The organism is Glutamicibacter nicotianae (genome assembly GCF_016907615.1).
In the GTDB taxonomy this organism is placed as follows: Bacteria; Actinomycetota; Actinomycetes; order Actinomycetales; family Micrococcaceae; genus Glutamicibacter; species Glutamicibacter nicotianae.
The window spans coordinates 1,129,923-1,153,172 of record NZ_JAFBCH010000001.1 but is presented as its reverse complement, the minus strand read 5'-3'; the positions used below and the strand labels follow the sequence as shown (position 1 = coordinate 1,153,172).

General features: G+C 62.8%; 24 protein-coding genes. 8 read left to right on the top strand and 16 right to left on the bottom strand.

Going from position 1 to position 23,250, the window contains the following annotated elements:
- Positions 1-40 precede the first annotated feature (40 nt).
- A complete protein-coding gene (locus JOE62_RS05625) occupies positions 41-571 on the top strand; it encodes a mycothiol transferase (protein ID WP_204721030.1) in 531 nt (176 codons plus the stop codon).
- On the opposite strand, the gene JOE62_RS05620 is transcribed toward JOE62_RS05625, so the two are convergent.
- The 6 genes from JOE62_RS05620 to JOE62_RS05595 all read right to left on the bottom strand — a co-directional run bounded on the left by JOE62_RS05620 (position 533) and on the right by JOE62_RS05595 (position 6,051).
- Positions 533-1,066, bottom strand: coding sequence for a GNAT family N-acetyltransferase (locus JOE62_RS05620; RefSeq protein WP_204721028.1), 534 nt, complete (start codon positions 1,064-1,066; stop codon positions 533-535). The two genes, JOE62_RS05625 and JOE62_RS05620, sit on opposite strands and share 39 nt — an antisense overlap.
- Positions 1,067-1,162: 96 nt before the next feature.
- Positions 1,163-1,750 carry a GNAT family N-acetyltransferase gene (locus JOE62_RS05615; protein WP_204721025.1) on the bottom strand — a complete coding sequence of 196 codons (588 nt, stop codon included), beginning with the start codon at positions 1,748-1,750 and terminating at the stop codon, positions 1,163-1,165.
- A 310-nt stretch (positions 1,751-2,060) separates the two neighbouring features.
- Positions 2,061-3,569: an Asp-tRNA(Asn)/Glu-tRNA(Gln) amidotransferase subunit GatB gene (gatB, locus tag JOE62_RS05610; protein WP_204721024.1), complete on the bottom strand. Its 1,509-nt coding sequence runs from the start codon at positions 3,567-3,569 to the stop codon at positions 2,061-2,063.
- Between the two features lie 5 nt (positions 3,570-3,574).
- On the bottom strand, positions 3,575-5,113 hold the full coding sequence (gene gatA, locus JOE62_RS05605; protein ID WP_420842172.1) for an Asp-tRNA(Asn)/Glu-tRNA(Gln) amidotransferase subunit GatA: 1,539 nt from the start codon (positions 5,111-5,113) through the stop codon (positions 3,575-3,577).
- A gap of 5 nt (positions 5,114-5,118) precedes the next feature.
- A complete protein-coding gene (gene gatC / locus JOE62_RS05600) occupies positions 5,119-5,415 on the bottom strand; it encodes an Asp-tRNA(Asn)/Glu-tRNA(Gln) amidotransferase subunit GatC (RefSeq protein WP_038989805.1) in 297 nt (98 codons plus the stop codon).
- Between the two features lie 84 nt (positions 5,416-5,499).
- Positions 5,500-6,051 carry a maltokinase N-terminal cap-like domain-containing protein gene (locus JOE62_RS05595; RefSeq protein WP_204721022.1) on the bottom strand — a complete coding sequence of 184 codons (552 nt, stop codon included), beginning with the start codon at positions 6,049-6,051 and terminating at the stop codon, positions 5,500-5,502.
- 85 nt (positions 6,052-6,136) lie between these two features.
- Here JOE62_RS05595 and JOE62_RS05590 point away from each other — a divergent pair, with 85 nt between their 5' ends.
- Positions 6,137-6,736, top strand: a complete 600-nt coding sequence (locus tag JOE62_RS05590) for a GNAT family N-acetyltransferase (protein WP_204721020.1) — start codon at positions 6,137-6,139, stop codon at positions 6,734-6,736.
- Between the two features lie 16 nt (positions 6,737-6,752).
- Here JOE62_RS05590 and JOE62_RS05585 read toward each other — a convergent pair whose 3' ends face one another.
- Both JOE62_RS05585 and JOE62_RS05580 read right to left on the bottom strand, forming a co-directional pair.
- Positions 6,753-8,666 carry a penicillin-binding transpeptidase domain-containing protein gene (locus JOE62_RS05585; protein WP_204721018.1) on the bottom strand — a complete coding sequence of 638 codons (1,914 nt, stop codon included), beginning with the start codon at positions 8,664-8,666 and terminating at the stop codon, positions 6,753-6,755.
- 87 nt (positions 8,667-8,753) lie between these two features.
- Positions 8,754-9,290: a GNAT family N-acetyltransferase gene (locus JOE62_RS05580; RefSeq protein ID WP_204721016.1), complete on the bottom strand. Its 537-nt coding sequence runs from the start codon at positions 9,288-9,290 to the stop codon at positions 8,754-8,756.
- Positions 9,291-9,361: 71 nt separating this feature from the next.
- Between JOE62_RS05580 and JOE62_RS05575 the strand changes: the two genes are divergently transcribed.
- The 4 genes from JOE62_RS05575 (at position 9,362) to JOE62_RS05560 (ending at position 12,672) form a co-directional block, all read left to right on the top strand.
- Positions 9,362-10,612, top strand: a complete 1,251-nt coding sequence (locus JOE62_RS05575; protein WP_204721014.1) for an ROK family transcriptional regulator — start codon at positions 9,362-9,364, stop codon at positions 10,610-10,612.
- A 90-nt stretch (positions 10,613-10,702) separates the two neighbouring features.
- Positions 10,703-11,488, top strand: coding sequence for a glucosamine-6-phosphate deaminase (locus JOE62_RS05570; RefSeq protein WP_204723220.1), 786 nt, complete (start codon positions 10,703-10,705; stop codon positions 11,486-11,488).
- Between the two features lie 29 nt (positions 11,489-11,517).
- Positions 11,518-11,967, top strand: a complete 450-nt coding sequence (locus tag JOE62_RS05565; RefSeq protein ID WP_204721012.1) for an SRPBCC family protein — start codon at positions 11,518-11,520, stop codon at positions 11,965-11,967.
- Between the two features lie 84 nt (positions 11,968-12,051).
- Positions 12,052-12,672 (top strand): hypothetical protein, encoded by a 621-nt coding sequence (locus tag JOE62_RS05560; RefSeq protein ID WP_204721010.1) that lies wholly within the window; start codon positions 12,052-12,054, stop codon positions 12,670-12,672.
- Here JOE62_RS05560 and JOE62_RS05555 read toward each other — a convergent pair.
- The 7 genes from JOE62_RS05555 to JOE62_RS05525 form a co-directional block, all read right to left on the bottom strand.
- Positions 12,669-13,469, bottom strand: coding sequence for an inositol monophosphatase family protein (locus JOE62_RS05555; RefSeq protein ID WP_204721008.1), 801 nt, complete (start codon positions 13,467-13,469; stop codon positions 12,669-12,671). The two genes, JOE62_RS05560 and JOE62_RS05555, sit on opposite strands and share 4 nt — an antisense overlap.
- Before the next feature lie 2 nt (positions 13,470-13,471).
- Positions 13,472-15,748, bottom strand: a complete 2,277-nt coding sequence (ligA, locus tag JOE62_RS05550; protein ID WP_338085750.1) for an NAD-dependent DNA ligase LigA — start codon at positions 15,746-15,748, stop codon at positions 13,472-13,474.
- Between the two features lie 47 nt (positions 15,749-15,795).
- A complete protein-coding gene (locus tag JOE62_RS05545; RefSeq protein WP_204721006.1) occupies positions 15,796-16,752 on the bottom strand; it encodes a PP2C family protein-serine/threonine phosphatase in 957 nt (318 codons plus the stop codon).
- Positions 16,752-17,963: an adenylate/guanylate cyclase domain-containing protein gene (locus tag JOE62_RS05540; protein ID WP_204721004.1), complete on the bottom strand. Its 1,212-nt coding sequence runs from the start codon at positions 17,961-17,963 to the stop codon at positions 16,752-16,754. The genes JOE62_RS05545 and JOE62_RS05540 overlap by 1 nt, the downstream gene beginning before the upstream one ends.
- Positions 17,960-18,508, bottom strand: coding sequence for a hypothetical protein (locus JOE62_RS05535; protein ID WP_204721002.1), 549 nt, complete (start codon positions 18,506-18,508; stop codon positions 17,960-17,962). The genes JOE62_RS05540 and JOE62_RS05535 overlap by 4 nt, the downstream gene beginning before the upstream one ends.
- A gap of 86 nt (positions 18,509-18,594) precedes the next feature.
- Positions 18,595-19,461 (bottom strand): biotin--[acetyl-CoA-carboxylase] ligase, encoded by an 867-nt coding sequence (locus JOE62_RS05530; RefSeq protein ID WP_204721000.1) that lies wholly within the window; start codon positions 19,459-19,461, stop codon positions 18,595-18,597.
- Between the two features lie 58 nt (positions 19,462-19,519).
- Positions 19,520-20,377: an SDR family oxidoreductase gene (locus tag JOE62_RS05525; RefSeq protein WP_204720999.1), complete on the bottom strand. Its 858-nt coding sequence runs from the start codon at positions 20,375-20,377 to the stop codon at positions 19,520-19,522.
- A 195-nt stretch (positions 20,378-20,572) separates the two neighbouring features.
- Between JOE62_RS05525 and JOE62_RS05520 the strand changes: the two genes are divergently transcribed.
- Together JOE62_RS05520 and JOE62_RS05515 are read left to right on the top strand one after the other, a co-directional pair.
- Positions 20,573-22,183 (top strand): acyl-CoA carboxylase subunit beta, encoded by a 1,611-nt coding sequence (locus JOE62_RS05520; protein ID WP_204720997.1) that lies wholly within the window; start codon positions 20,573-20,575, stop codon positions 22,181-22,183.
- A 52-nt stretch (positions 22,184-22,235) separates the two neighbouring features.
- Complete coding sequence (locus tag JOE62_RS05515; protein ID WP_204720995.1) at positions 22,236-22,454, top strand: acyl-CoA carboxylase subunit epsilon; 219 nt, start codon at positions 22,236-22,238, stop codon at positions 22,452-22,454.
- Between the two features lie 79 nt (positions 22,455-22,533).
- Here the strand turns inward: JOE62_RS05515 and JOE62_RS05510 are convergent, their stop codons facing one another.
- Positions 22,534-23,235: an FHA domain-containing protein gene (locus JOE62_RS05510; protein ID WP_038989819.1), complete on the bottom strand. Its 702-nt coding sequence runs from the start codon at positions 23,233-23,235 to the stop codon at positions 22,534-22,536.
- Positions 23,236-23,250: the final 15 nt, after the last annotated feature.

The following is a 23,250-nucleotide window of genomic DNA, read 5'->3' as shown; positions in this document are numbered from 1 at the left end:
CTCGACAGAGACTCCGGAGAGCCTGAACTAGAATCAGGACATGAATTCATCGGTGCCTGGCCAGCGAGTCCTAGTTGAGCTTCTGCTTGAGAAATTCGACCAGCTTGTCGATACCGTTAATGGCATTCCCGATGAGTTGGTCAACTTCATGCTTCCGGCCCAGGCCAGCAACTCCCCTGTTCAGATCCTGGTGCACTGTTGCGGAATGATGCGGCGCTGGTCTTCAACGGTGAACCTGGGCGTTGCCATTCCCCGCGACAGGGATGCCGAATTCAGCGCGCAGATGGAGAAGCAGGACGCGTTGAAGTTGGCTGACGCAACCAGAACGGCATTCATCGCGGATCTTTCCCACACCCGGATGCACCTGCCTCCGGCTGCCACCCCTCCGGGCCGCGAGAGTGAATACTGGATGGGCACCTGCGAGGGCGTCCTGCTGCACGTATTCGAGGAGCTCTGCCAGCACTTGGGGCATCTGGAAATCACCCGGGACGTGCTGGGCCTCCCCGCTTCTTCAAACCCTGGGAACTCAGATTTACACATCGTTCCAGTCGAAGGCGGTCGTTTCTCCTGACTGCCAGTCCTGGCGGAGAATGGCGTAGGCGACCGAAGCCAACCGTAAGCCGTCTTCAGCTGGCCAGCCCATCCGGTAGTGGGCTTCCTTGAGGAAGCCGGACTTCAGGAACACCTTGCGCATCGCAATGTTGTCTTCCCTGGTTTGCCCTTCGAAGCGCACAGTCTCCGGGTTCTCATTGAAGACCTTGGTGCACAGTTCCTTCAGTATCTGCGTACCCAATCCTTGCCCCCGATAAGCCTCCGCAAGGCGGAGGTCGAACATCGGGGTGTCGTCTTCCAGATCTTCAAGAACAACCATGCCCAGGCAATCGCCATTGCCCATGATCCAGAAACCTTGGCTCTCGCTGTTCCAATATCTTCCGCCATCAACCAGTGCCCGCAGCTCCGTCTGCGTCCAGTCTCGACGGACATGGAAGGGGAACTTGTTGCCGAGCAGAAATGCGACAATGCCATCGCTGTCTTCAGGACCCAAGGGCGTGAACGAGATATTCATGGCCCAAGTCTATCCAAAACGGCGTTGCCTTCAGCCGACCACCGTGGCAACTTCGTATTGCTCGATACCAGGGGACCCGGAGCGGCACAGGGATGACTATGCGGCTTTCCTGTTCATAGAAACGTAGCGCGAAAAGCCAGCACGTTTCGCGAACCTGACCGGTCGCGAATCCGACTCGCTGAAACCGAGCTTGCGGTACAGCGACAACGCAGCGACATTGGTGTCCTTGATATCGCGGAGCACGAATTCATCGAACGGCAGGGCCAGCAGGTGCTTCATCAACTCCGTGGCCACCCCACGGCCTTGGTATTGGGGTGCGGTAGTCACGAATCCGATTTCCGCCAGTCCCGGCCGAGCCCCCTTGAAAGCTCCCAGGAACTGCGTGCGGACGATGAAATAACTGATCAGCCCGTGCCACGTCCCGAGATGGCGCTGGAATTCACCCCGATCCGGCGTGAAGCACTCCTGATCGGCTTCGGTGAGGCTCGCGATGGCGGCGGGAACCCCGTCCACCAGCGCCACATAAAAACGTTCCGGGATGATCATGTGGGCAAACGCCCGCGCCAAAGTTTCCTGATCCTTGGAAAAGTAGGCGAAGTCCTCTGCAAAACCGCCGACGAGCACCGCGGCAATGTCCGAAGGCTGAAATCCGGCCAGTGCATCAACCCGTTTGATTTCGATCATTGCGATTCCTTCAGCCTCGGTCAGCTCAATGCACCCGACCCATCCCGGGCGGGCCTGTGCATATGCTTACGCATACTCTAGCGAACCAGGAGTCCGGGGTCGACCTCTCCGAATCCATCCGCGTGCTGCCGCCAAGCCGCATTCGGCTTGATAACCAGCACTCGGCTTCCCGGCAGTGCCGTGTTGCCGGCCCTTCTCCCGGCTTCGATGCAGTGCATGCAGGGAGCCGATGACGAAGAAGCCCAAACGAGACAGCGGCGGCCCGTACTCCCCACCGGGAATACGGGCCGCCGCTGCAAGAATGCGGACCTTACAGGCCCAGCTTCTCCATCACGATCTCGCGAACGCGGCCGGCATCGGCCTGTCCGCGGGTGGCCTTCATGACAGGGCCCATCAGCGCACCGATGGCCTGCATCTTGCCGCCCTTGATCTTCTCGACCACATCAGGCATGGCGGCCATGGCGTCATCCACAGCCTTGCCCAGTGCGTCGTCGTCATTCACCACAGCCAAGCTGCGCTTCTCGACGATTTCGCTCGGGGTGCCTTCGCCGGCGATGACGAATTCAAGCACCTGGCGGGCGATCTTGTCATTGATCTTCTTCGCTTCGATCAGCGAGTTCAGCTCCACGATGGTCGAAGCGCTCACGCCCAGATCGGCGATGTCCTTCTCCGCGGCCTTGGCCAGGCGGGCGATCTCGCCCATCCACCACTTGCGGGCCACGGCAGCCGATGCGCCGGCAGCCACGGTGGCTTCGATCTCGTCGAGCACGCCGGCGTTGACCACGTCGCGGAATTCCTTGTCCGCGTAGCCCCACTCGGCCTTCAGTCGCTTGCGGCGCTCGGCTGGAGGTTCCGGCAGGCGGGAGCGCAGCTCTTCGACCCACTGCGCGGTGGTGACGATCGGCACCAGGTCAGGCTCCGGGAAGTAGCGGTAGTCATCCGCGTCCGACTTCGGGCGACCCGAGGTGGTGGAGCGGGTGTCCTCATGCCAGTGGCGGGTTTCCTGGACAATCTTGGCCCCGGAATCCAGCACTGCAGCGTGGCGCTCGATCTCGAAACGCACTGCATGCTCCACGGCGCGCAGGGAGTTCACGTTCTTGGTCTCGGTACGGGTGCCGAACTTGTCCGCGTCCTTTGGCATCAGCGACACGTTGGCGTCGCAGCGCACGTTGCCGCGTTCCATCTTCGCATCCGAGACGCCCAGGTTCTTCACGATCTCGCGGATCGCAGCCACATAGGCGCGGGCCAGCTCCGGGGCGCGCTTGCCGGCGCCCACGATCGGCTTGGTGACGATTTCCACCAGCGGCACGCCGGCGCGGTTGTAGTCCACCAGCGAGTAGTCGGCGCCCTGGATGCGGCCTGCGGCGCCGCCCATGTGGGTCAGCTTGCCGGCGTCCTCCTCCATGTGGGCGCGCTCGATCTCCACGCGGAAGACCTCGCCGTCCTCCAGCTCGATGTCCAGCCAGCCATCGTGGGCGATCGGGTCATCGTACTGGGAGGTCTGGAAGTTCTTCGGGGTGTCCGGGTAGAAGTAGTTCTTCCGGGCGAAGCCGCACTTCTCGGCAATCTGGCAGTTCAGTGCCAGGCCGATCAGGATGGAGTACTCCACAGCGGTCTTGTTGACCACTGGCAGCACGCCGGGCAAGCCCAGGTCCACCGGGGTGACGTTGGTGTTCGGCTCGTCGCCGAAGGCGTTGGGCGCGTCGGAGAACATCTTGGTCTTGGTGTTCAGCTCGACGTGGACCTCGAAGCCCAGGACCGGGTCGTAGCGGTCCAGTGCCGTATCGAAGTCGACCAGTTCATCGGTGTAGTTGCTCATGGTGCCTAGGCCTCCTGCGCGATCGAAGCGGTGTCAATGGCTGGTGCCTGCGAGATCAGCGAGTGGCCCCACTGCTTTTCGAGCAGCGCTTCCAGCGCCGCGCCTGCACGGTACAAGCGGGCGTCCTCGTAGGCCGGAGCCAGGAACTGGATGCCCACCGGCAGGTTCTCGGACAGGCCGCCAGGCACGGTGATGCCCGGGACGCCGGCGAGGTTGGCCGGGATGGTGGCCACGTCGTTGAGGTACATGGCCAGCGGGTCGTTCTCGTTCGCGCCCAGCTCGAAAGCCACGGTCGGCGCGGTCGGCGAGACCAGCACGTCAGCCTGCTCGAAGGCGGCGTCGAAGTCGCGCTGGATCAGCGTGCGGACCTTCTGCGCCGAGCCGTAGTAGGCGTCGTAGTAGCCGGCGGACAGTGCGTAGGTGCCCAGGATGATGCGGCGCTTGACTTCGTCGCCGAAGCCTGCGGCGCGGGTGGCGCCCATGACGCGCTCGATGGTCATCGGGCCGTCTTCCGGCAGCACGCGCTTTCCGTAGCGCACCCCGTCGAACTTGGCCAGGTTGGAGGAGACCTCCGACGGCATGATCAGGTAGTAGGCGCCCAGCGCGTACTTCAGGTTAGGGCAGGAAACCTCGACAATTTGAGCGCCGGCTGCCTTGAGCAGTTCCAGGGACTCGTCGAAGCGTGCCTGCACGCCATCTTGGTAGCCCTCTCCCTGCAATTCCTTGATGACACCGATGCGCAGGCCGTTCAGGTCCCCTGCGGCGCCGGATTCAGCGGCGGCCACCAGGCCTTCAAGGGCGTTCGGCAGCGAGGTGGAATCCTTCGGGTCGTGCCCGCCGATCAGTTCCTGCAGGTAGGCCGAGTCCAGCACGGTACGGGAGACCGGGCCGATTTGGTCCAGCGAAGAGGCCATGGCGATCGCGCCGTAGCGCGAGACAGCACCGTAGGTCGGCTTCACGCCGACGGTGCCGGTGACGGCGCCTGGCTGGCGGATGGAGCCGCCGGTGTCGGTGCCCAGGGCCAGCGGTGCCTCGAAGGAGGCCACGGCTGCGGCCGAGCCGCCGCCGGAACCGCCCGGAATGCGGTTCAGGTCCCACGGGTTGCGGGTCACGCCGTAGGCGGAGTGCTCGGTGGAGGAACCCATGGCGAACTCGTCCAGGTTGGTCTTGCCCAGCATCGGCAGCTTGGCGGCACGGATCTTCTCGATCACGGTCGCGTCGTACGGGCTCATCCAGCCCTCGAGCATCTTCGATGCCGCGGTGGTGGGCTGGCCCTTGGTGACGATCAGGTCCTTGATGGCGATCGGCACGCCGGCCAGCGGGTGCAGGGCTTCGGCGTCGGCACCGCCGGCGGCGCGGATCGCGTCCACCTCGGCGGCCACGGCGAGCGCCTCTTCGGCGTTCACGTGCAGGAAGGCGTTCAGGGCGCCGTCGACTTCGGCGATGCGGTCCAGGTGGGCCTGCACGGCGTCGACGGAGGTGACCTCGCCGGCGCGCAGCTTGGCTGCCAGCTCGGTGGCGGAAAGCTTGATCAGTTCATTCACTGGGATTATTCACCATCCAGAATTGCCGGGACCTTGAAGCGGTCCGAGTCCGAATCAGGCGCGTTGAGCAGAACTTCCTCGATGCTCAGCGTCTGCCCCACCGTATCTTCGCGCAACACGTTGGTCAGCGGGATCGGGTGGCTGGTGGCTGGGACGTCGGAGGCGGCGACTTCGCTGACGGACGCGATGGCACCGACGATAGCGTCGAGTTCACCGGTCATTTTGTCCAGCTCTGCGTCGCTCATCTCGATGTGGGCAAGGTGTGCCAGATGCACAACGTCCTCACGGCTGATGGCAGACATGTATCTCCCTAGAATGGCGGTTGGGTTTCATAGACAAGTCTATCCCTTGCGCGCCGGGCCCGAGGCATTATTCCGGGGCATTCATTATGCTGTGCGCAATACCAAACCGCTCAGATCCTGCCCGAGGGCGTTCTCCCACAACCCGATCACCCCTGCTTCGGCCGGTTCGCCGGCCACCGGCTTGCGGATGATCTCCGCCTGCTTGCCGGCGGTCTGCCCGTGGACGCGGATCCGCGGATCGTCGGTGAAGGATTCGGTGCGGTGCTGCGGCACCGAGTTCCCGGCCAGCAGCTCGCGGGCCTGGGCGATGAAGACGGGATCACCGGCGGCATCGTAGACGTAGCGCAGGCCCAGGATCGCGTGCTCGCTGGTGCCCAGCAGGTGCTGCTCCGCGCCTTCGATAGGGGCATCGCGATAGGTCAATGGAACGTGGTAGACCACGTCGGAGGTGTCGGCGTGGTCGGCGTAGAAGCTCAGCTCGATGCCGACCTCGCCCTGCGGATCTTCGAGGCGGAACCCGCCGATGTTCTCAAGTTTCGGGGCGCCCTGGCCGGTGTAGAACTCCTGCTTGGCCAGCCAGGCGGTCACCAGCTCGGTCTTCGTTGGAGACATGGTGGTGTTGTAGACGATTCCCATGAGCATAGTCTGTCAACAGCTGGTATTAGGCACAAGTGTTGGCGCAATGGTTCTTGGTCCGGGCAAAAGCTCCTACGATGGATCCATGCACACCGATGAGCCGTGGAATGATCTCCAGCGGGTGCAGCAGTACGGCGAGCGCCTGCTGCGCGATGCCGCCGTTGAACTGCGCGAGTCCGAGCCGGAGGACTTCGCGGCCATGGCCCGGTGGTGGAATGACCCGGCTTGGGCGGTGCTGCAGCAGCGGATCATCAAGCCGCGCCCCGAGACTGGGCTCATGGACATGTTCGCCCAGTGGAGCCGCAACGAGCCGAATAGCGGCGATGCCGGTTTCAGCATCTTCGAGCGCGGCACCGGAAGCTTCATCGGCCACATCTCGCTGCATGGCGGGCAGCTGCCGCATCGCGCGGCCGAGCTGGCAGTGATGATTGGCCCGGACTTTGTCGGCCAGGGCTTCGGCACCCGCGCCACGAAGCTGATGTCCGGCTACGGTTTCCGCGAGCTGGGGCTGCACCGGATCAGCCTGTGCGTTGCCGCCTTCAACCAGCGGGCCATCAAGGCCTATGAGAACGCCGGGTACATCCAGGAAGGACGCCAACGCGAGGTGTACTTCCATGACGGGGCATTCCACGACCAGGTGCTGCTGAGCCTGCTCTCCGACGAATATTTCGCCCAGCAAGGCTGAACGGCACCACGTACAGCTACTTGGCAGCTTCCTGGAGCATGGACTTCACCAGGGGTCCGGCCGATTGGGCACCGCCGTCCCCGTCCTCGACGAATGCGGCAATGGCCAGATCGCCTTGTGCGGCGATGGCCCAGGCATGCGCGTTCTTCTCGCTGTCGTATTCTGCGGTGCCGCTCTTGCCGATGATCTTGCCGCTGCCTGTCCCCTTCAAATCCTTCAGGGTTCCATGGTCCACGACCTCTGCCATCATCGCGGACAGCTGCTCGGCTTCCTTTTCGGTGAGCGTGGAGGCCGGCTTGGCCGGCGTCTCGGGTTCTGGCGAGAGCACCAGCTTGGGCTGCACGGTGGATTTGGCTTGGATGGATGCCACCACGGTGGCCATGCCCAGCGGCGAGGCTTCCACCACGCCCTGGCCAATCATGTTCGCGGCTTGGGTGGTGCCTGTCGAATCCTCGGGCACCGAACCGAACACGGCGCCGGTACCGGTGCCGTCCTCGGCCAGCAAGCCGAGCGAGGTTGCGGCCTCGGCCAGCTTCTTGCCGCTGATCTCCTGCCCCTGGTTCACGAAGACCGTGTTGCAGGATTGGGCAATCGCCTCGGAGAGCGGGATGGTGCCTACCGCGGAGGCCGGGTAGCCGTCGTAGTTCTTGAAGCTCTTTCCGTCCACCACCGTGGTTGCCGGGCATTTGACCTCGGTGCCCGGGGTGGCTCCTTCACGCAGCATGGCCAGGGCGCTGATGACCTTGAAGGAGGAGCCTGGCGCATAGGACGCTTGCAGGGCGGTGTTCAAGCCGGAGGATACCGGGCCGGAAGATGCAGCCAGGACGCTGCCGTCCGAGGGCCGGATAACCACGATGGCCGAGTTCGATTCGGCATCTTCCAGCAGTTCATCCGCGGCTTGCTGCAGGCCGGTATCAAGGGTGGTCTTCAGATCCTCACCTGGCACCGGGGCGTTGGAGAACAGTTCCGCTAGCGCTTCATGCTCAGCATCGTATTGCGACACCGTGACTCCGGCGGTTCCCGAGAGGGTGTCGTTGTAGGCGGCCTGCAGTCCCGATCGGCCTACCTGGTCGCCGGCTTTGACCTTGCCCTCGGACTTCTTGATGATTTCCGCGGTGGCCTTGCCTACGCTGCCCAGCAGCGGACGGGCGAAGGAACGGGTGGGTGCCAATGGCAGCTCATCGTTCTGGAAGTTTGCCCCAGGGATGGCTTTGATTTCTTCGTCGGTAACCTCACGGGTTGCGTCATCGCGCAAGACGATGGCTTCCACCCATGCCTTATCGCCTGCGGCCATCACGCGTTTCGCAAACGCGTCCTCATCGATATCCACCAGCTTGGCCAGCTTTTTCGCTGAGCTTTCCCAGTTCTCCTTGCCGGTGTGGGTCTTGTCCATGCCGACGCGGATCACCGGCCGGTCAGCGACAATGCTCTCGCCTTCTGCATTGGTGATGTTTCCTCGTGCTGCCGGCTCGAATACCGCCCTGAGGTAGTCGCCGCTTTCGAATCCCGGGGCGAGGATTGACGGGTCGAAGCGCAGCTTCCAGGCCTCGGCTTCCTTGTCGTATTCCCAGACGGCCCGGGTGTCATAGCTCAGGTCCTTGTCCGATGCGTCGACATCCCACACCGTGGTGATGTTCGCGGTGGCCGTCTTGACTCCGTCTTGTTCCTCTTCGTCCTCTGCTACCGAGCTGACGGTGCTCGTGTGCTTGATTTCGCCCATAGTGCCAAAGGCTGTTTCCTGGGCCTTCGCCGCGTCCTGCGGGCTGGTGCCGGCAAATTGCACGCCGGCGAAATCGCCGCTGTTCATGGCGGCCACCAGCGCATCGGCTGATGGTGCCGGGTCAGGTGCGCCGGCGCTGCAGGCGCTCAGCGTCCCGAGGGCGAGAGCGGCGACGGACAGGGCGGTGACACTTCGGCGAACAGCACTCATGGCGCCATTCTATTCATGCGCTTTGGCAGACCACAATGCGTGTCTGCCTATGTCATGGACAGTTCAGCTGGGGCGTGGAGGAATTCGTCAGGACTGCAGTCGGTAGGCGTAGACCACCAATTTGATGTCAGTGTTCGGCACCACCCAGTCGCGTTCTGGATGGTGGGCGAATCCGAGGGATTCGTACAAACCCCGGGCGGAAGCCCAGGTGCTGCCGGTGGTCAAGGAGACGGCGGTGATTCCCGGAATAAGCCGGGCACGTTCAATCGCGGCCAGCACCATGGCCCGTCCGACACCACCACGCTGAGCGGCCGGATAAACACTGAGCATGCGGATTTCCAGCTCGTCTTCCCGGGCGATATCCGCATAGTCGCTGCCCGCGCGGATCAAAGTCATGGAACCTACAATTTCACCGGCTCGGCGGACCACATAGATTTCGGTCTGCGTTGCCCGCTCGGCAACCTTGCGGACAAAGTTCAGATATTCGTTCTGCGGGCTGCTGAAATGCCCAGCGGCGAAGTAGGACTCTGCGGTCAGCTCCCCCACCCGCTGGTAATCGGCCGGCTTGGCTAGTTCAATCGACAGATCGCCACTGCAGTATGAAAAAGTTTGCTCGTCAGTCATGATCTTCCAAGTGTGCCACGGCTTCTGGAGATTTTCCGCAGTTGACCAGACGCTGCGGAAACAATGCATCGTTGCAAACTCTTGCCGCCGACGAATCTCCGATCTGCAGCAATTGGCCTAAAAGACTCTTGCCATGCAATGTCCACGGAGCAAACTTGTCCAAAAGTTTGTTAATAGAGTTAACTAACCCTGTGACCTCCCCACGCAAGGACTGGAATGTGCTGTCCCACGGCAGCGCCATCTTGCCGTCCCATGGAAGGGAGCACAACCTGTCGCTGGTTCTGCAAACACTTTCAGACCAAGGTGCACTGAGCCGTGCCGATCTGGCACGCGCAACCGGTCTGACACGTGTCACCGTCTCGGAACTAGTCGCCGAATTGATCAACCGTTCCCACGTGATCGAGACCGGACAGCAAGAAGGCAAACGCCCCGGAAAACCCCCAACCCTCGTCGATTTGAATCGTCCCGGACTCAGGATCATCGGCGTGGATTTATCCGGCATTGTCCCGTTCCGAGCGGCGATCATGGATCTGGATGGTGCCATTCTCCAGAGCTTTTCCTCCCCGAAACGCGGAGCAACTCGGGAAGCAGCGGTAGCCCAGCTCCTTGAACTGATCGACACGGCGTTAGGGCAATGCGACGCACCGGTGCTCGGTATCGGCATCGGTTCCCCCGGGGTAGTGGCTGATAGGGGAGTTGTCGTCGCTACCGAAAAGTTCGATTGGCGCGGTTTCGACTTGGGCGCCACAGTCGAACAGGCTACAGGTATCAACACCCATATCCTCAATGACGCCGACTGCGCCATACTCTCCGAGCATACGTTTGGCCAAGGCAGCGACCACATGGTCTTGCTGCGCCTAGGGCGCGGTGTGGGGTGCGGCGTGATCACCCACAATACCCTGGTGCGCGGCACGGATTTTGCCGCCGGTGAGCTGGGACATGTCCGCCAGCGCGCAGAGGATAGGGCGTTATGCAGTTGCGGAGAAATCGGCTGCCTGGAAGCCTATGCATCCATTCCTGCAATTTGGAAGTCCTTGGCCGAAGGGGAAGAGAAAGGGCAATTGAACCAGCGGGTCGCGGCCTATCTAGCTGGCGCAGTGGCTCCGCTTCTTTCAATACTGGACATTCGAAATGTCATTTTCACCGGCCCCCCAGACATCGTAGACGAGCCCCTCGCACAAGCGTTGCGCGAAGCGCTGGCCCTGCGCTCGCCTACGGCTCGTGCCGAAAACTTCAGTCTTTCACTCAGCAAAGATCCAGAGCATCGAGTGCTCCGGGGTTGCGCCGTGAACGTGCGGTTCCACGAACTAGGGATCGCCTAGCGGCTCCGTTGCGCTCATTTGGATCTGCCATTCCACTAATCATCAACACCAAGATCGGAGAGTCCACACCATGCGAGTACTCATTGGTTCATCCCTGAAGAAGTTGCCAAGATCGCGGCCGACAACGTGTTGGACGGACTGACTCACCATAGCGCCGGCTCTGACCCGGTTCTAGGGCTGGCCACGGGCTCCTCCCCGCTGGGACTGTATCGTGAATTGTCCCTCGCAGTTCAGGAAGGTCGCGCCGATTTCAGCCGTGCGCAGGGATTCGCCCTCGATGAATACATCGGGATCCCCGACACCCATGAACAGTCCTACCGACAGACCCTGATCAACGAAGTCTGCAACGTCATCGGCTTGCCGGCGGACTCATTGCATGTTCCGCAGGGCATGGCTTCCTCGGTGGAAGCCATTGAGGCGGCGGCCCGCGCGTACGATGCCTCCATCGCACAGGCCGGAGGCATCGATGTGCAGATCCTTGGCATCGGATCCAACGGGCATCTGGGCTTCAACGAACCAGGCAGCGCGCTGCGCAGCCGCACCCGGATCAAGCGCCTGGCCGCGAACACCCGTGAAGACAATGCGCGCTTTTTCGACGGCATTGATCATGTCCCAACCCACTGCGTCACCCAGGGTCTCGGCACGATCCTGGATGCAGGCCGACTGGTCCTGGTGTCCGTGGGTGCAGGCAAGGCGGAAGCCATCGCCGCTGCCGTGGAAGGCCCGGTCTCAGCTTCTTGCCCGGCACCTGTCCTGCAGCTGCATCAGGATGCAGTGGTAGTCGTTGACGAGGCTGCGGCACAGGGTCTGAAGCTACGTGACTACTATGATGATGCTGCTGAGGAATTGACCGTTCTGGACCTCACCGTCCGCTAAAACACCCATGCCAGTGGCATACTTTAGCCATGGCCGTCTACTTTGAATGTGTTACTCAAGCCAACCTCAGCCCTGCTGAGCTCTTCGAAAAATCGTTGAGCATCGACGCGCATACCGGCTCGATGGCCGATTCGCAGGAGCAGGCAGTGGCTGGGGTGACCAGCGGAACTATTGGCCTAGGCGAGCAAGTTACCTGGCGGGCCAAGCACTTTGGCATTCCCATCCGGATGACCTCCACGATTTCCGCCGTGGACGCCCCGCGCAGCTTCACCGACCAGCAGCTGCACGGACCGTTCAAGTCCTTCCGCCATGTCCATGAATTCCATGCATTGGACCACGGGACGTTGATGATCGACAAGATCCGCTTCAGTGCTCCGTTTGGCCCCTTGGGATGGCTGGCCGAACGGCTCGTCCTCGGCTGGTACCTTCCCAGGCTCATCCGGATCCGCAACGACTACCTGGTCGCGGAGCAAAGCTGACCCGGCAGAATGGGAGCACCGGAACTGCTTGTACAGTGGACTAGTCGCATAGTCGTCAGCAACCCGCTACCCAGATGAAGGCCAATGACCCGAATGCAGCAGACCTCGCAAGCCAGCGCCCCGACCGCAGTGCGGAAATTCGCTCTGGTGGTTTCCCGCCTGCTCTCCCCTATCATCTTGGCTACCGTGCTGCTGCTGGCCACTCCATGGCGGGATGCTTCGGTGCGCTGGAGCGAGTCGGTCACCGCAGCCCTGTTCACCACGATTATTCCGTGGCTGATCCTGGCCGGCGCGAAACTGCGTGGCAAGGTCACCGACATGCACGTGACCGTAAGGCATCAGCGGCATTGGATCTACGCCTATACCGCCGGATTGATCCTCTGCGGCCTGCTCGTGCTGCGGCTCATGGACGCCGGGACGCGGATGTACCTCGAAGTGCTCAGCATCCTGCTGGGATTGGCAGTCGTCGCCGTGATCAATATTTGGTGGAAGGTCTCGGTGCACCTGGCCGTGGGCACCTACGTGATCCTGCAGGTGGCCGGGCAGCTGAACGAGCTGATGCCGCTGGTGGTGCTCTTCATTGCGGTGCTGTCCTGGGCCCGCATCCGCAGTTTCCAGCACACCGCCACACAGGTGTGCGGCGGTGTCGCCGTGGGCATTGCCATCCACTATGCGCATGAGTGGATGGCAGCCGTGCTGCTTTAGGCGCCAGGCTCCGCGAGCTTTGCCGGGTCCACCAATCCGGCGTACTGCCAGCCAGGATTGCTGCTGGGCCGGCCAACTTCGCATCCTGCTTCCTCGGCAATCAGCGCGCCGGCAGCCCAGTCATACTCCTGGGTGCCGTATTCGGCGTAGGCGTCCAAAGACCCCTCGGCCACGAGGCACAAATCCAGCGCAGCCGAGCCGAGCCGGCGCACATTCACATAGTCCTCAAGCATCGTCCCGAGCATCTGGGCTTGGAACTGCCGGCGCTCGGAATCATAGCCGAAGCCGGTGGCCAGGATCCTGGTTTCCGATTCATCGGGTCCGGTCAGCTGGGTGAGCTTTCCGGAACGCAGATCATGCTTCCATGCGCCCAATCCCTTCCCGGCAAAGTACTCCACCTGCAAGGCAGGGGCAACGATGGCCGCGGCCACCCAGGTCTCGCTGCCATCATCATTGCGCTGGCAGACGCCCACCGACGAGCAATAATAGGCAATGTTGCGCACGAAGTTCGTGGTGCCATCCAGCGGGTCAATGCTCCAGCGCAGACCGCTGGGATGCGCCGGCTTGGCGCTGGGATATTCTTCGCCGGTCAACTCGTCGTTGGGCCGGGAGGTCACAATGGCATCGCGAATCGCTTCCTCGGCAGCCCGGTCGAAGTCGGTGACCCAGTCCCCTGCCGCCGACTTGTCGGTGAGGTTGAACTGCGATTCGTCGCGGCGGCCAAGTACTTCAGCGCCGGCGGCGGCAGCCCGGCGGGCCACCATCACCAGCGGATCGTGGGTTACTGCGCGGTCCATGTCTAGCCTTCCGTTGGTGCGGCGAGTGCTGCCTTGCGTGCTGCTTCCGGTCCTTGCTCCAGCAGGATGCCGAATCCGGCTTCGTCCAGTACCGGAACGCCCAGGGACTGGGCCTTGTCCAACTTCGACCCGGCTGATTCGCCGGCCACCAGGAAGTCGGTCTTCTTCGAGACACTGCCCGTGGCCTTGCCGCCACGGACAATGATCGCTTCCTTGGCGGTATCCCGGGAATAGTTCTCCAAGGTACCGGTCACCACGATGGCCAGGCCTTCGAGGTTCTTGGTGATGTTCGCATCCTGCTCGTCTTCCATCTGCACGCCGGAGGCCTGCCAGGAGGAGACGATCTCGCGGTGCCAATCCACCGCGAACCAGTCAACCAGCGCTTCGGCGATGATTGTGCCAACCGAATCGATTTCGGCCAGTTCCGCCACCGCGTTGCCCGAGTCCAGGACCTCAAGCAGCGCATCCATGGAGCCGTAGCGGGTGGCAATCGCCCGCGAAGCGTTCGGACCGACGTGGCGGATGGAGAGGGCCACCAGCACCCGCCACAGCGGGTTGCCCTTGGCCTTCTCCAGCTCATCAAGCAGCTTCAGGGTGCTCTTGGTCGGCACCGACGGCTTCTTGGCGGTGGCCTTGGAATAGAAGTACGGGACGAGCTCGAACTTGCCTGTGCCCTCCCCCTTGGAGCGTTTTTCCCGCCAGACCTTGACCTCGCCAAGCTCATCGAGCTTGTCCTTGAGGTTGAACAGGTCGGCCTCGTTCTTCAGCGGGCCGGGTCCGGCGGGCAGGATGATGCCGCCCTGGGTTGCCGGGTCCTCGCCCGGACCACTGGTCAGGGCAGCAGCCGCTTCGTAGCCGAGGGCTTCGATGTCCAGTGCACTGCGTCCGGCAAGGTAGGCCACGCGCTCGGTGAGCTGTGCCGGGCAGGATTCGGCGTTGAGGCAACGGATATCCACGTCGCCTTCCTTGGCCGGGGCCAGCGGCTGCCCGCAGGATGGGCATTCGGCGGGCATGACGAAATCTCGCAGGTCCACGTTGCCATCGCGCAGCGGGAGCACCGGGCCGACAATTTCCGGGATGACGTCTCCAGCCTTGCGCAGGATGACGGTATCTCCGATTTTGACGTTTTTCGCCTTGACGACTTCCTGATTGTGCAGGGTCGCGCGTGAGACGGTGGAACCGGCGACGAGGACCGGTTCCATCACGCCGAAGGGGGTCACGCGGCCGGTGCGCCCGACCTGGACCTGGATGTCCAGCAGCTTGGTGTGCACTTCTTCGGGCGGGTACTTGTAGGCGACGGCCCAGCGCGGAACCCGCGAGGTGTAGCCCAGCTGTTCCTGGGTGGCCAGGTCATCGACCTTGATGACAATGCCATCGATGTCGTGGATCAAATCATGGCGCTTCTCGCCGTGCTCGGCGATGTAGTCCTTGGCTTCCTGGCGGCTGCCGACCACGCGGCCGTACGGAGAGACCGGCAGGCCCCAGCCGCGCATCAGCACATAGGCCTGGGATTGCTCGGTCAGGTTGAAATCGCGGCTGCGGCCCAGGCCGTGCACGAACATGCGCAGCGGACGCTTGGCGGTCTGCTCCGGATCCTTCTGGCGCAGGGACCCGGCGGCGGCGTTGCGCGGGTTGGCCAGCGGCGCCTTGCCCTGGGCAATCAGTGCCTCATTGAACTTGTTGAAGTCCTCGGTGGCGATGAAGACTTCGCCGCGGACTTCGAATTCCGCAGGCCAGCCGGAGCCGGACAGCTGTTGCGGGATATCGCTGATGGTCAGCGCATTGTGGGTCACGTCTTCGCCGGTGGTGCCGTCCCCTCGGGTGGCCGCGCGAACCAGCTTGCCCTCGCGGTAGGTCAGGTTCAGCGCCAGGCCGTCGATCTTGACTTCGCACAGCCACTTGACCGGGGTCTGCGGGTGCAGGCGTTCGGCGTTGGCCTGTGCACGTTCGAGCCACGCATCGAGTTCATCAAGCGAGAAGACGTCTTCCAGCGAGTACATCCGGCTGGCGTGGGTGACCGATGCGAACGCGGCGGAGACTTCGCCGCCGACTTCCTGGGTGGGCGAATCCTGTCCAGCAAGGATGGGATAGGTCGCCTCAAGCAGCTGGAGCTCCTGGAACAACGCGTCGTATTCCGCGTCGGAGACCAGCGGAGCATCATTTTGGTAATAGGCCTCGCGGTGGGCGCGGATCTGCTCGACCAGCTGTTCATAGCGGGTCTTGTCAGCTTCCGGCGGTACGTTGGCGGTCTCGACTGGTGCTGCGTCTTTTTCACTCACGTATTCAATTGTGCCCCACCGGCGGACAGTTTAGCTGGCTTGGAGCCCTAGTTCCCAGGTGCGTCTGCTGGCACGGGTTCGGCCGCCAGCACGTCAATCACGATCACCGCGATGTTGTCCCGGCCGCCGGCTTCCAGCGCCGCCCCGGTGAGAATCCGGGCCGCTTCGGCGCGGTCCTTGTAGTTCACCAGCAGCGTCTGCAAAATGTCTTCGGTCAATTCGCCCGAGAGCCCGTCGCTGCACAGCATGTAGCGGTCGCCGATGCGCGGCTGCAGGACGGTGACATCCGGCTGGCTTTCGGCGCCTGCGCCCAGCGCGCGGGTAATCAGGTTCCGGTGCGGATGGTTGCGCGCTTCCAGCTCGGTGATCTGCCCGGCATCCACCATTTCCTGCACGGCCGAGTGGTCGCGGGTCAGCTGCTGCAGCGCACCGTCGCGCAACCGGTAGCCGCGCGAGTCTCCCACGTTGACCAGCAGCAGGCTCGGGACTTCCTCGGTGGCCACCGGCAGCGGAGCGTTATCCGGCGCCAAATTGGCGCGGTGGTTCTCCAGCATTTGCGGAGTGATCTTGGAAATCACGTCGGTATTCTGCGTCATTGCGAAGCTGGAGGTCCACGGCGGAACGGCGGCCAGCGGAGCGGTCACGTTGTCCCTGCCTTTGCTGGGGGTCTTGATCTGCACCAGGGCGCACAGGGTCGTGCCGCCGCGCGATTCAAGCGCTTCGCGGATGCGGTCATCGGCCAGCTGCACCTGCCGCTGGACATCCGGCACCGAGGGCAGTTTCCGCACCGAGGTCTTATTGGCGAAAGTGCAGATTTCCTCCATCGTTTCCACCGCAAGCTGGCTGGCCACCTCGCCGGCTTCATGCCCGCCCATGCCGTCGGCAACCGCGTACACGATGTCGTGCATCAGGATGCGGTCCTGGTTCTGCGAGCGCTTGCGTCCCACGTCCGTCAGGCCCGCCGCGGCGAGGATGAAGGGAACCGGTGCTGGTTCATTAGCCATCAGTCAATCACCAGTCCTGCTCCTTCGCCTGCCGAGAGTTCGTAGGGTTGGATATCCCCGAAGCCACGCACCGCGGTGATTTCCTGGGCGGTGAGCACAAAGCGTGCATCATTGCGCAGCGTATTCGCGGTAATCGCATCGGTCAGCACGGTGCCAGGCTCGGCCAGCGAGGTCAGCCGGGCCGCCATGTTCACCGTCGGTCCGTAGATATCGCCCAGGCGCGAGAGCAGCCGGCCCCAGACCACCGCTCCGCGGGTTTGCGGGAAGAGCTCGTCCTTGGCCAGCTCGCGCGAGAGGGACAGCGCGATCTGCGCGCCGGCCTGCGGGGTTTCTGCCACGTAGAGCACTTCATCGCCGATGGTCTTGACCAGGCGGCCGCCGCCCACGGAAATGATTTCCGCGCATTTGGCCTCGAAGCGCTGGACCAGCTGGGCCAGCGTGCGCTCGTTCATGCGCCGCGACAGCGAGGTGTAGGAGACCAGGTCGGCGAAGCCCACCGCACGGGCCAGCGGCAACGGGGTGCCGCCATCGTCCTCGCCGCGGTCCTGGTTGTAGGCGGCCACACCGGTTTCCACGCGCAATGCCATGCGGTGCACGGCGGAGTTCAGCTGGCGGCGCCACGAGTAGAGCAGCAGGTCCTCGATGGCTGGGATGATTTCAGGCAGCAGGCTGAAAAGCTGGCGGCGGGCTTGGCGGTCGGACAGGTTCTGGTTGGCGATCATGTCCTCGACCAGTGCCTCGATTTGCCAGACCACCATGCGGTCGGTCATCTGGCCCACCGAGCGCATCAGCGAGATGGCGGTTTCCTCGGTCAGCGCGCCTTCGCGGACCATGCCCACCATGGTGCCCAGGGCTTTCTTGTCGGCCTCGGTGAAGAACACTTCGTCATCGCTGAGTTCCGGGAAGCCTATGGCGCGCCACAGCTTGCGTGCCGAGTGCAGGGAGACCCCTGCCTCGGAGGCGACTTCGCGTCGGCGGAATTCGCGCTGGCCGCCGATGAGCCGTTTTTCCAGCGAGGCGACGGTGTCGCGGACAGCCTCGGGGGTGTGGGCCGGAATGCGCAGCGGGCCTTCCATGGCCTCGGCAAGTTCGAGAATTGGATCCGATTCGGCGGGGGTTGCCGCGGGAGCGTGCTGGCGGGCGCCACGGACAGCCTCGGCGGCGGACTGCGGAGAGTCTGCCCGAGGTGTGTTGGTGTGCTCGGTGCTCATGCCCCCATGCCCTCACTGTTCGTCGTTTCGGTGTGCGCCATACTCTGGCTGCTGCGCAGGTTCGCCATCGCCTCCATTGCCAGGGAACGGAAATACTGTACCGAGGGCACATGCGAGAGCCGCACGTATCCCTGGTTCAGCACGATATCCAAGGTTCCCGCACGCGTCATGGCATTTTTCGCCTTGCTGTGCGCGACCAGGTCGCGAACTGTAAATAATCCTACAGATTGCAGCTTGCCGTCGTTATACGTCGGCCGGAACATGATCCGCTCGGTAGTCAGCACGATGCGGCTGCGCAGCCACCGGGCCCAGGGAATCACGCTCCAGATGAGCACCAGCGCGGCCCAGAGGACTACCGCAACGATCATCCACACATTTGCATTGGAAGCCAGCCAGTCCGAGAGATCGTCCCGGGAAAGATAGCCAAGCGAAAACGTGCACAGTGCGGTCAAGACGAGGAAGGTCCCCACGGGCTGGCGCAGCACTCGGGAATGCTCACGAGTCTTGATGATCACTCGTTCCCTTTCATGCAGCGGCAACTTCATCGTGTTGTTCCTCATCCCTCCTGTTCCCGGCTGAATGCTTCGGTCGTCTCTTCCAATACTAGTCCCGGGCCAATACCCAAGCCGGGTTAGGCATACTTTCCATCGGCGCGCCGCACGTGGTGCACGTCGCCTGCCAGCACATGTTCACGCTGCCCGGTGCCGTGTTCCAGCACCAGCGAGCCATCGGTGCCCAGCTCTATGGCAGTGCCCACCAGCGTGGACCCGTCAGGGAATTCCACACGCACGTCATGTCCCAGCGTGGCCAGCTTGGCGCTGACTAGCTGGTGCAAGGATTTCCCGTTGCTTGCCGGCAACGGCATCTGCGCCATGCCGCCGACTTGGCGGAATCCCCGGTCCAAAGCCGCAAATTGCTTCAGGTACTCGGCCAGCAATTCGGTGCGGTTCAGGTTCTTCGCACCGGCCAGCCGCAGGGATGTCGCGGTAGAAACCGGAAGTTCCTCCCGGCTCTGGTTCACATTGATTCCGGTCCCGACCACCACGCCGTAGCCGTTGCCGACAGGAACCATTTGCGCCAGGATGCCGCAGACTTTCTGCTCGCCAGCCAACAGGTCGTTGGGCCATTTGATCCCCAGTGGAACGCCGCAGGTATTCTCGGCCGCCCGGCTCCAGGCCAGCGCCGCCAGCATGGTGTACCAGGACAGGGATTCGGGAGGGAAACCAGGTCCGGGCACGGCCAGGACGCTGACGGTGAGGGAAGATCCTGCCGGGGTCACCCATTCACGGCCCAAGCGCCCCTTGCCGGCCTGCTGGTGCTCGGTGTAGTACACGCTGAGATGGCCGGCCTCGCCGGTGCTGGCCAGTTGCGCCAGCTCGGTATTCGTAGAACCGGAGGTTGGCTTGAGATTGACCAGCCCCAAATCCAACGGGGCGGTGAGCTCATTGAAGATCCGGGGATCGAGAACAGCGCGGTCGGTGCCATACGGGTTTTCCATATCTCCAACCCTATGGCACCGGCCGCCCATTTTTCCCTGTTTTACCCCGCTTGACCGCCTACAGGAAGATGTCCTGGACCAGCGGGATCTGCGGGTTCAGGGTGTACTTCTCCAGATCCGTTTCCCCGGCCAAGGTCAGCACCTGGCCGTCGGTGAAGAAATTGCCGCTGACGCCCGCGGGCGGGCTGGCAAGAATTGCCATGGCAGCGTCTGCCACGACCGAAGAGTCGCGTGCGCCCTGGACCATTTTCTGCCCTCCTGGCAGGTTGCGGATTGCTGCGGTGTCGATCAGTGTTTCAGGCCAGAGCGAGTTCACCCCGATGCTGTCTTCCTTCAGCTCTTCAGCCAGCCCAAGGGTGGTCAGCGACATCCCGTACTTAGCCATGGTGTAGGCCAGGTGCTGCCCTGCCCACTTGGGGTCCAGGTTCAGCGGCGGGGAGAGGGTCAGGATATGGGCGTGCTCGGAGGCGCGCAGGTACGGGAGCGCGGTCTTGGACAGCAGGAAGGTGCCTCGGACGTTGATGTCCTGCATCAGGTCGTAGCGCTTCATATCGACTTGGTCGGTCTTGGCCAGGTTGATGGCCGAGGCGTTGTTGACCACGATGTCGATGCCGCCGAATTTCGCCACCGCTTCCTCCACGGCGCGCTGCACGTCGGCGTCCACGCGGACATCGCCGACAACGGCTAAGCCCTGGCCGCCGGCTTCCTCGATCTGCGCAACGGCGGTATGGATGGTCCCTTCCAGCGTCGGGTGAGGAGTATCGGTCTTGGAGAGCAGAACCACGTTGGCCCCTTGCCGGGCTGCGGCCAAAGCGATGGCCAGGCCGATGCCGCGGCTGCCGCCGCTCATCAGGATGGTGCGGTTCTTCAGGTTGCCGGGAACGGGCGCGATAAGAGTGCGTGATTCAGTAGTCATGTGATACAGATTACTCGATGATCCACCACTAAGCTACCGCCCAGTAACTTATTCTGGCGTGCCACGCACCAGATATCGGGCCATTTTGTAAGATTCCTACAACCGGAAGAGCTGTTTCCCCAGCTAGACTAACTTGGATGGCATTTTTCTTGTGCCATTCCTACACATTGATGACAACTCAAGGGAGTCGAAGGCATGACGCAGGGCAGAACTGAGGCAGCCGAGTCAATCGACCTGTCCACCACCGCCGGAAAGCTTGCTGAGTTCCGCCGCCGCCAGAAGCTCGCTGAAGCGCCAAGCGGCGAAGCGGCGATCGAAAAGCAGCACTCCCGCGGCAAGCACACTGCCCGCGAACGCATCGAAATGCTCATGGACGAAGACTCCTTCGTCGAGTTCGACGCACTTGCAGTCCACCGCTCCACCGCCTTCGGCATGGAGAAGAAGAAGCCATTGGGCGATGGCCTGGTCTCCGGCTACGGCACCGTGGATGGCCGCTTGGTGGCCGTCTACTCGCAGGACTTCACCGTCTACGGCGGCTCGCTTTCCCAGGTCAACGGCGAGAAAATCGTCAAGGTCCAGGAATTCGCACTGCGCAACGGCTGCCCGGTTGTCGGCATCCTCGATGGCGGCGGTGCCCGCATCCAGGAGGGCGTCGCGTCCCTGGCCATGTTTGCTGACATCTTCCGCAACAATGTCCACGCTTCGGGCGTTGTCCCGCAGATCTCGCTGATCATGGGACCATCGGCCGGCGGCGCAGCCTACTCCCCCGCACTGACCGATTACGTGATCATGGTCGACAAGACCAGCCACATGTTCATCACCGGCCCGGACGTCATCAAGACGGTCACCGGCGAGGAAATCGACATGGAAACCCTGGGCGGCGCCCGCCAGCACAACGCCAATACCGGCACCGCCACCTATCTCGCCTCCGACGAGGAAGACGCTGTGGAGTTCTGCAAGGAACTGCTGGACTTCCTCCCGTCCTCCAACCTCTCGGATCCGCTGATTGCCGAATTCGATGAAGAACCGGATATCACCGCCGAGGACCTGGAGCTCGATACGCTCATCCCGGATTCGGCAAACCAGCCTTATGACATGCGCACCGTGATCGAGTCGGTTGTCGATGATGAGCACTTCTTCGAGATGCAGTCGCTCTACGCACCGAACGTGATGATTGGCTACGCCCGCATCGAAGGCCGCACCGTGGGCATTGTCGCCAACCAGCCAATGCAGTTCGCCGGCACCTTGGACATTGCCGCCTCGGAAAAAGCCGCCCGCTTCGTGCGCAACTGCGACGCCTTCAACATCCCGATCCTCACCTTCGTGGACGTGCCGGGCTTCCTGCCGGGCAAGGACCAGGAGTTCCAGGGCATCATCCGCCGCGGCGCGAAGCTGCTCTACGCGTACGCCGAGGCCACCGTGCCGAAGCTGACAGTGATCACCCGCAAGGCCTACGGCGGAGCGTACATCGTGATGGGCTCGAAGAAGCTGGGCGCAGACCTGAACCTGGCCTGGCCGACCGCGCAGATCGGCGTGATGGGTGCCCAGGGCGCGGTCAACATCCTCTACCGCCGCGATCTGGCCGCTGTGGAAGCCGAAGGCGGAGACGTCGAGGCTCGCCGCAAGCAGATCATCGACAACTACGAGGCCGAACTGCTCAACCCGTACCAGGCGGCTGAGCTGGGCTACGTGGATGCGGTCATCGCCCCGAGCGAGACCCGCTTCCAGCTGGTTCGCGGCCTGCGAGCGCTGCGCGAGAAGCACGCCACCCTGCCTCCGAAGAAGCACGGCAACATCCCGCTGTAAGCGGCAGATTCTGCCCGACCAGTACCCACCAGAACCACAAAGGAGCACGCCGATGGAACAGAACAGCGCCTTTCCTGCTGCCCCGCAGATCCGTGTCACCAAGGGAAACCCGAGTGACGAGGAATTGGCGGTGGTCACTGCATTGATCGCTGCCATGGGCAACGCTCCAGCGCCTGCACCTGAGGCCGCAGAGCCCAAGAAGCGCGTGGATCGGATTCGCCGGCGCCGCGCACTCGTCCCGCGTTTGGGCTGGACTATCGGACGGCGCTGAGCATTCCAATGGCCAATGGGCTGGACAATTCCGCAAGGAATCGTCCAGCCCATTGGCCTTTGGCGTATCAGCCGGGAACCTAGTCTTCGTCGGGTACTTCGGAATCCAAGATGGCCAAATCGGCACGGGTGACCAGATGCGAACTCACCGCGTGCTCCACCAGCCGGGCGCGACGGTTGGTGGCCAGTTTTCCGGGCCCCCCGCGCAGTCCGGCAACGCCAGCTTTGTCCAATTTGTCGCACACGTTATCGAGTTTGCGATTGAACTTCGTAATTCCCCACCCCAGCCGTGCGGCAGCCGCCGCGCTGGTGGGAATCGAGCTAAGCCCGGTGCCTTCGCGGCGCAGCATCGGCTCAGCCAAGACCACGACCAGCGCCCGCTGGGCGCTGGTCAGCAGCACCGGCCCAATGGTGGTTTCGCCGCACGCATCGTATTCCAGGTAGTCCTGCCGGAATGCCGGCTGCGCGACATGAATCGACAGCTCATAGGTGGTGGGACCGGCAGTGAACACCACGCCCACCCGATTGAGCACCAGCGGCAGGCTCGACTCCGGCGACAGCCAGGCTTGCAGGCCGCCGGTTCGATCCGCAATGGTCGCGGTCAGCCGGCTGCCCACGTTGTTGAGCCACCACAGTCCGCTGTGCTTGCTAATTGTCAGGAAGTGCCGGTGCAAGTACGGATTGTCGTCGATTGCGAGATCGCCTTCACGTCCGATGGTGAAGGGTTTGCCATCTTGGACAGGATAGTACTGCCCGCAGTACTCGATAGTTACTTCACTCATCGCTTATGCCTACCT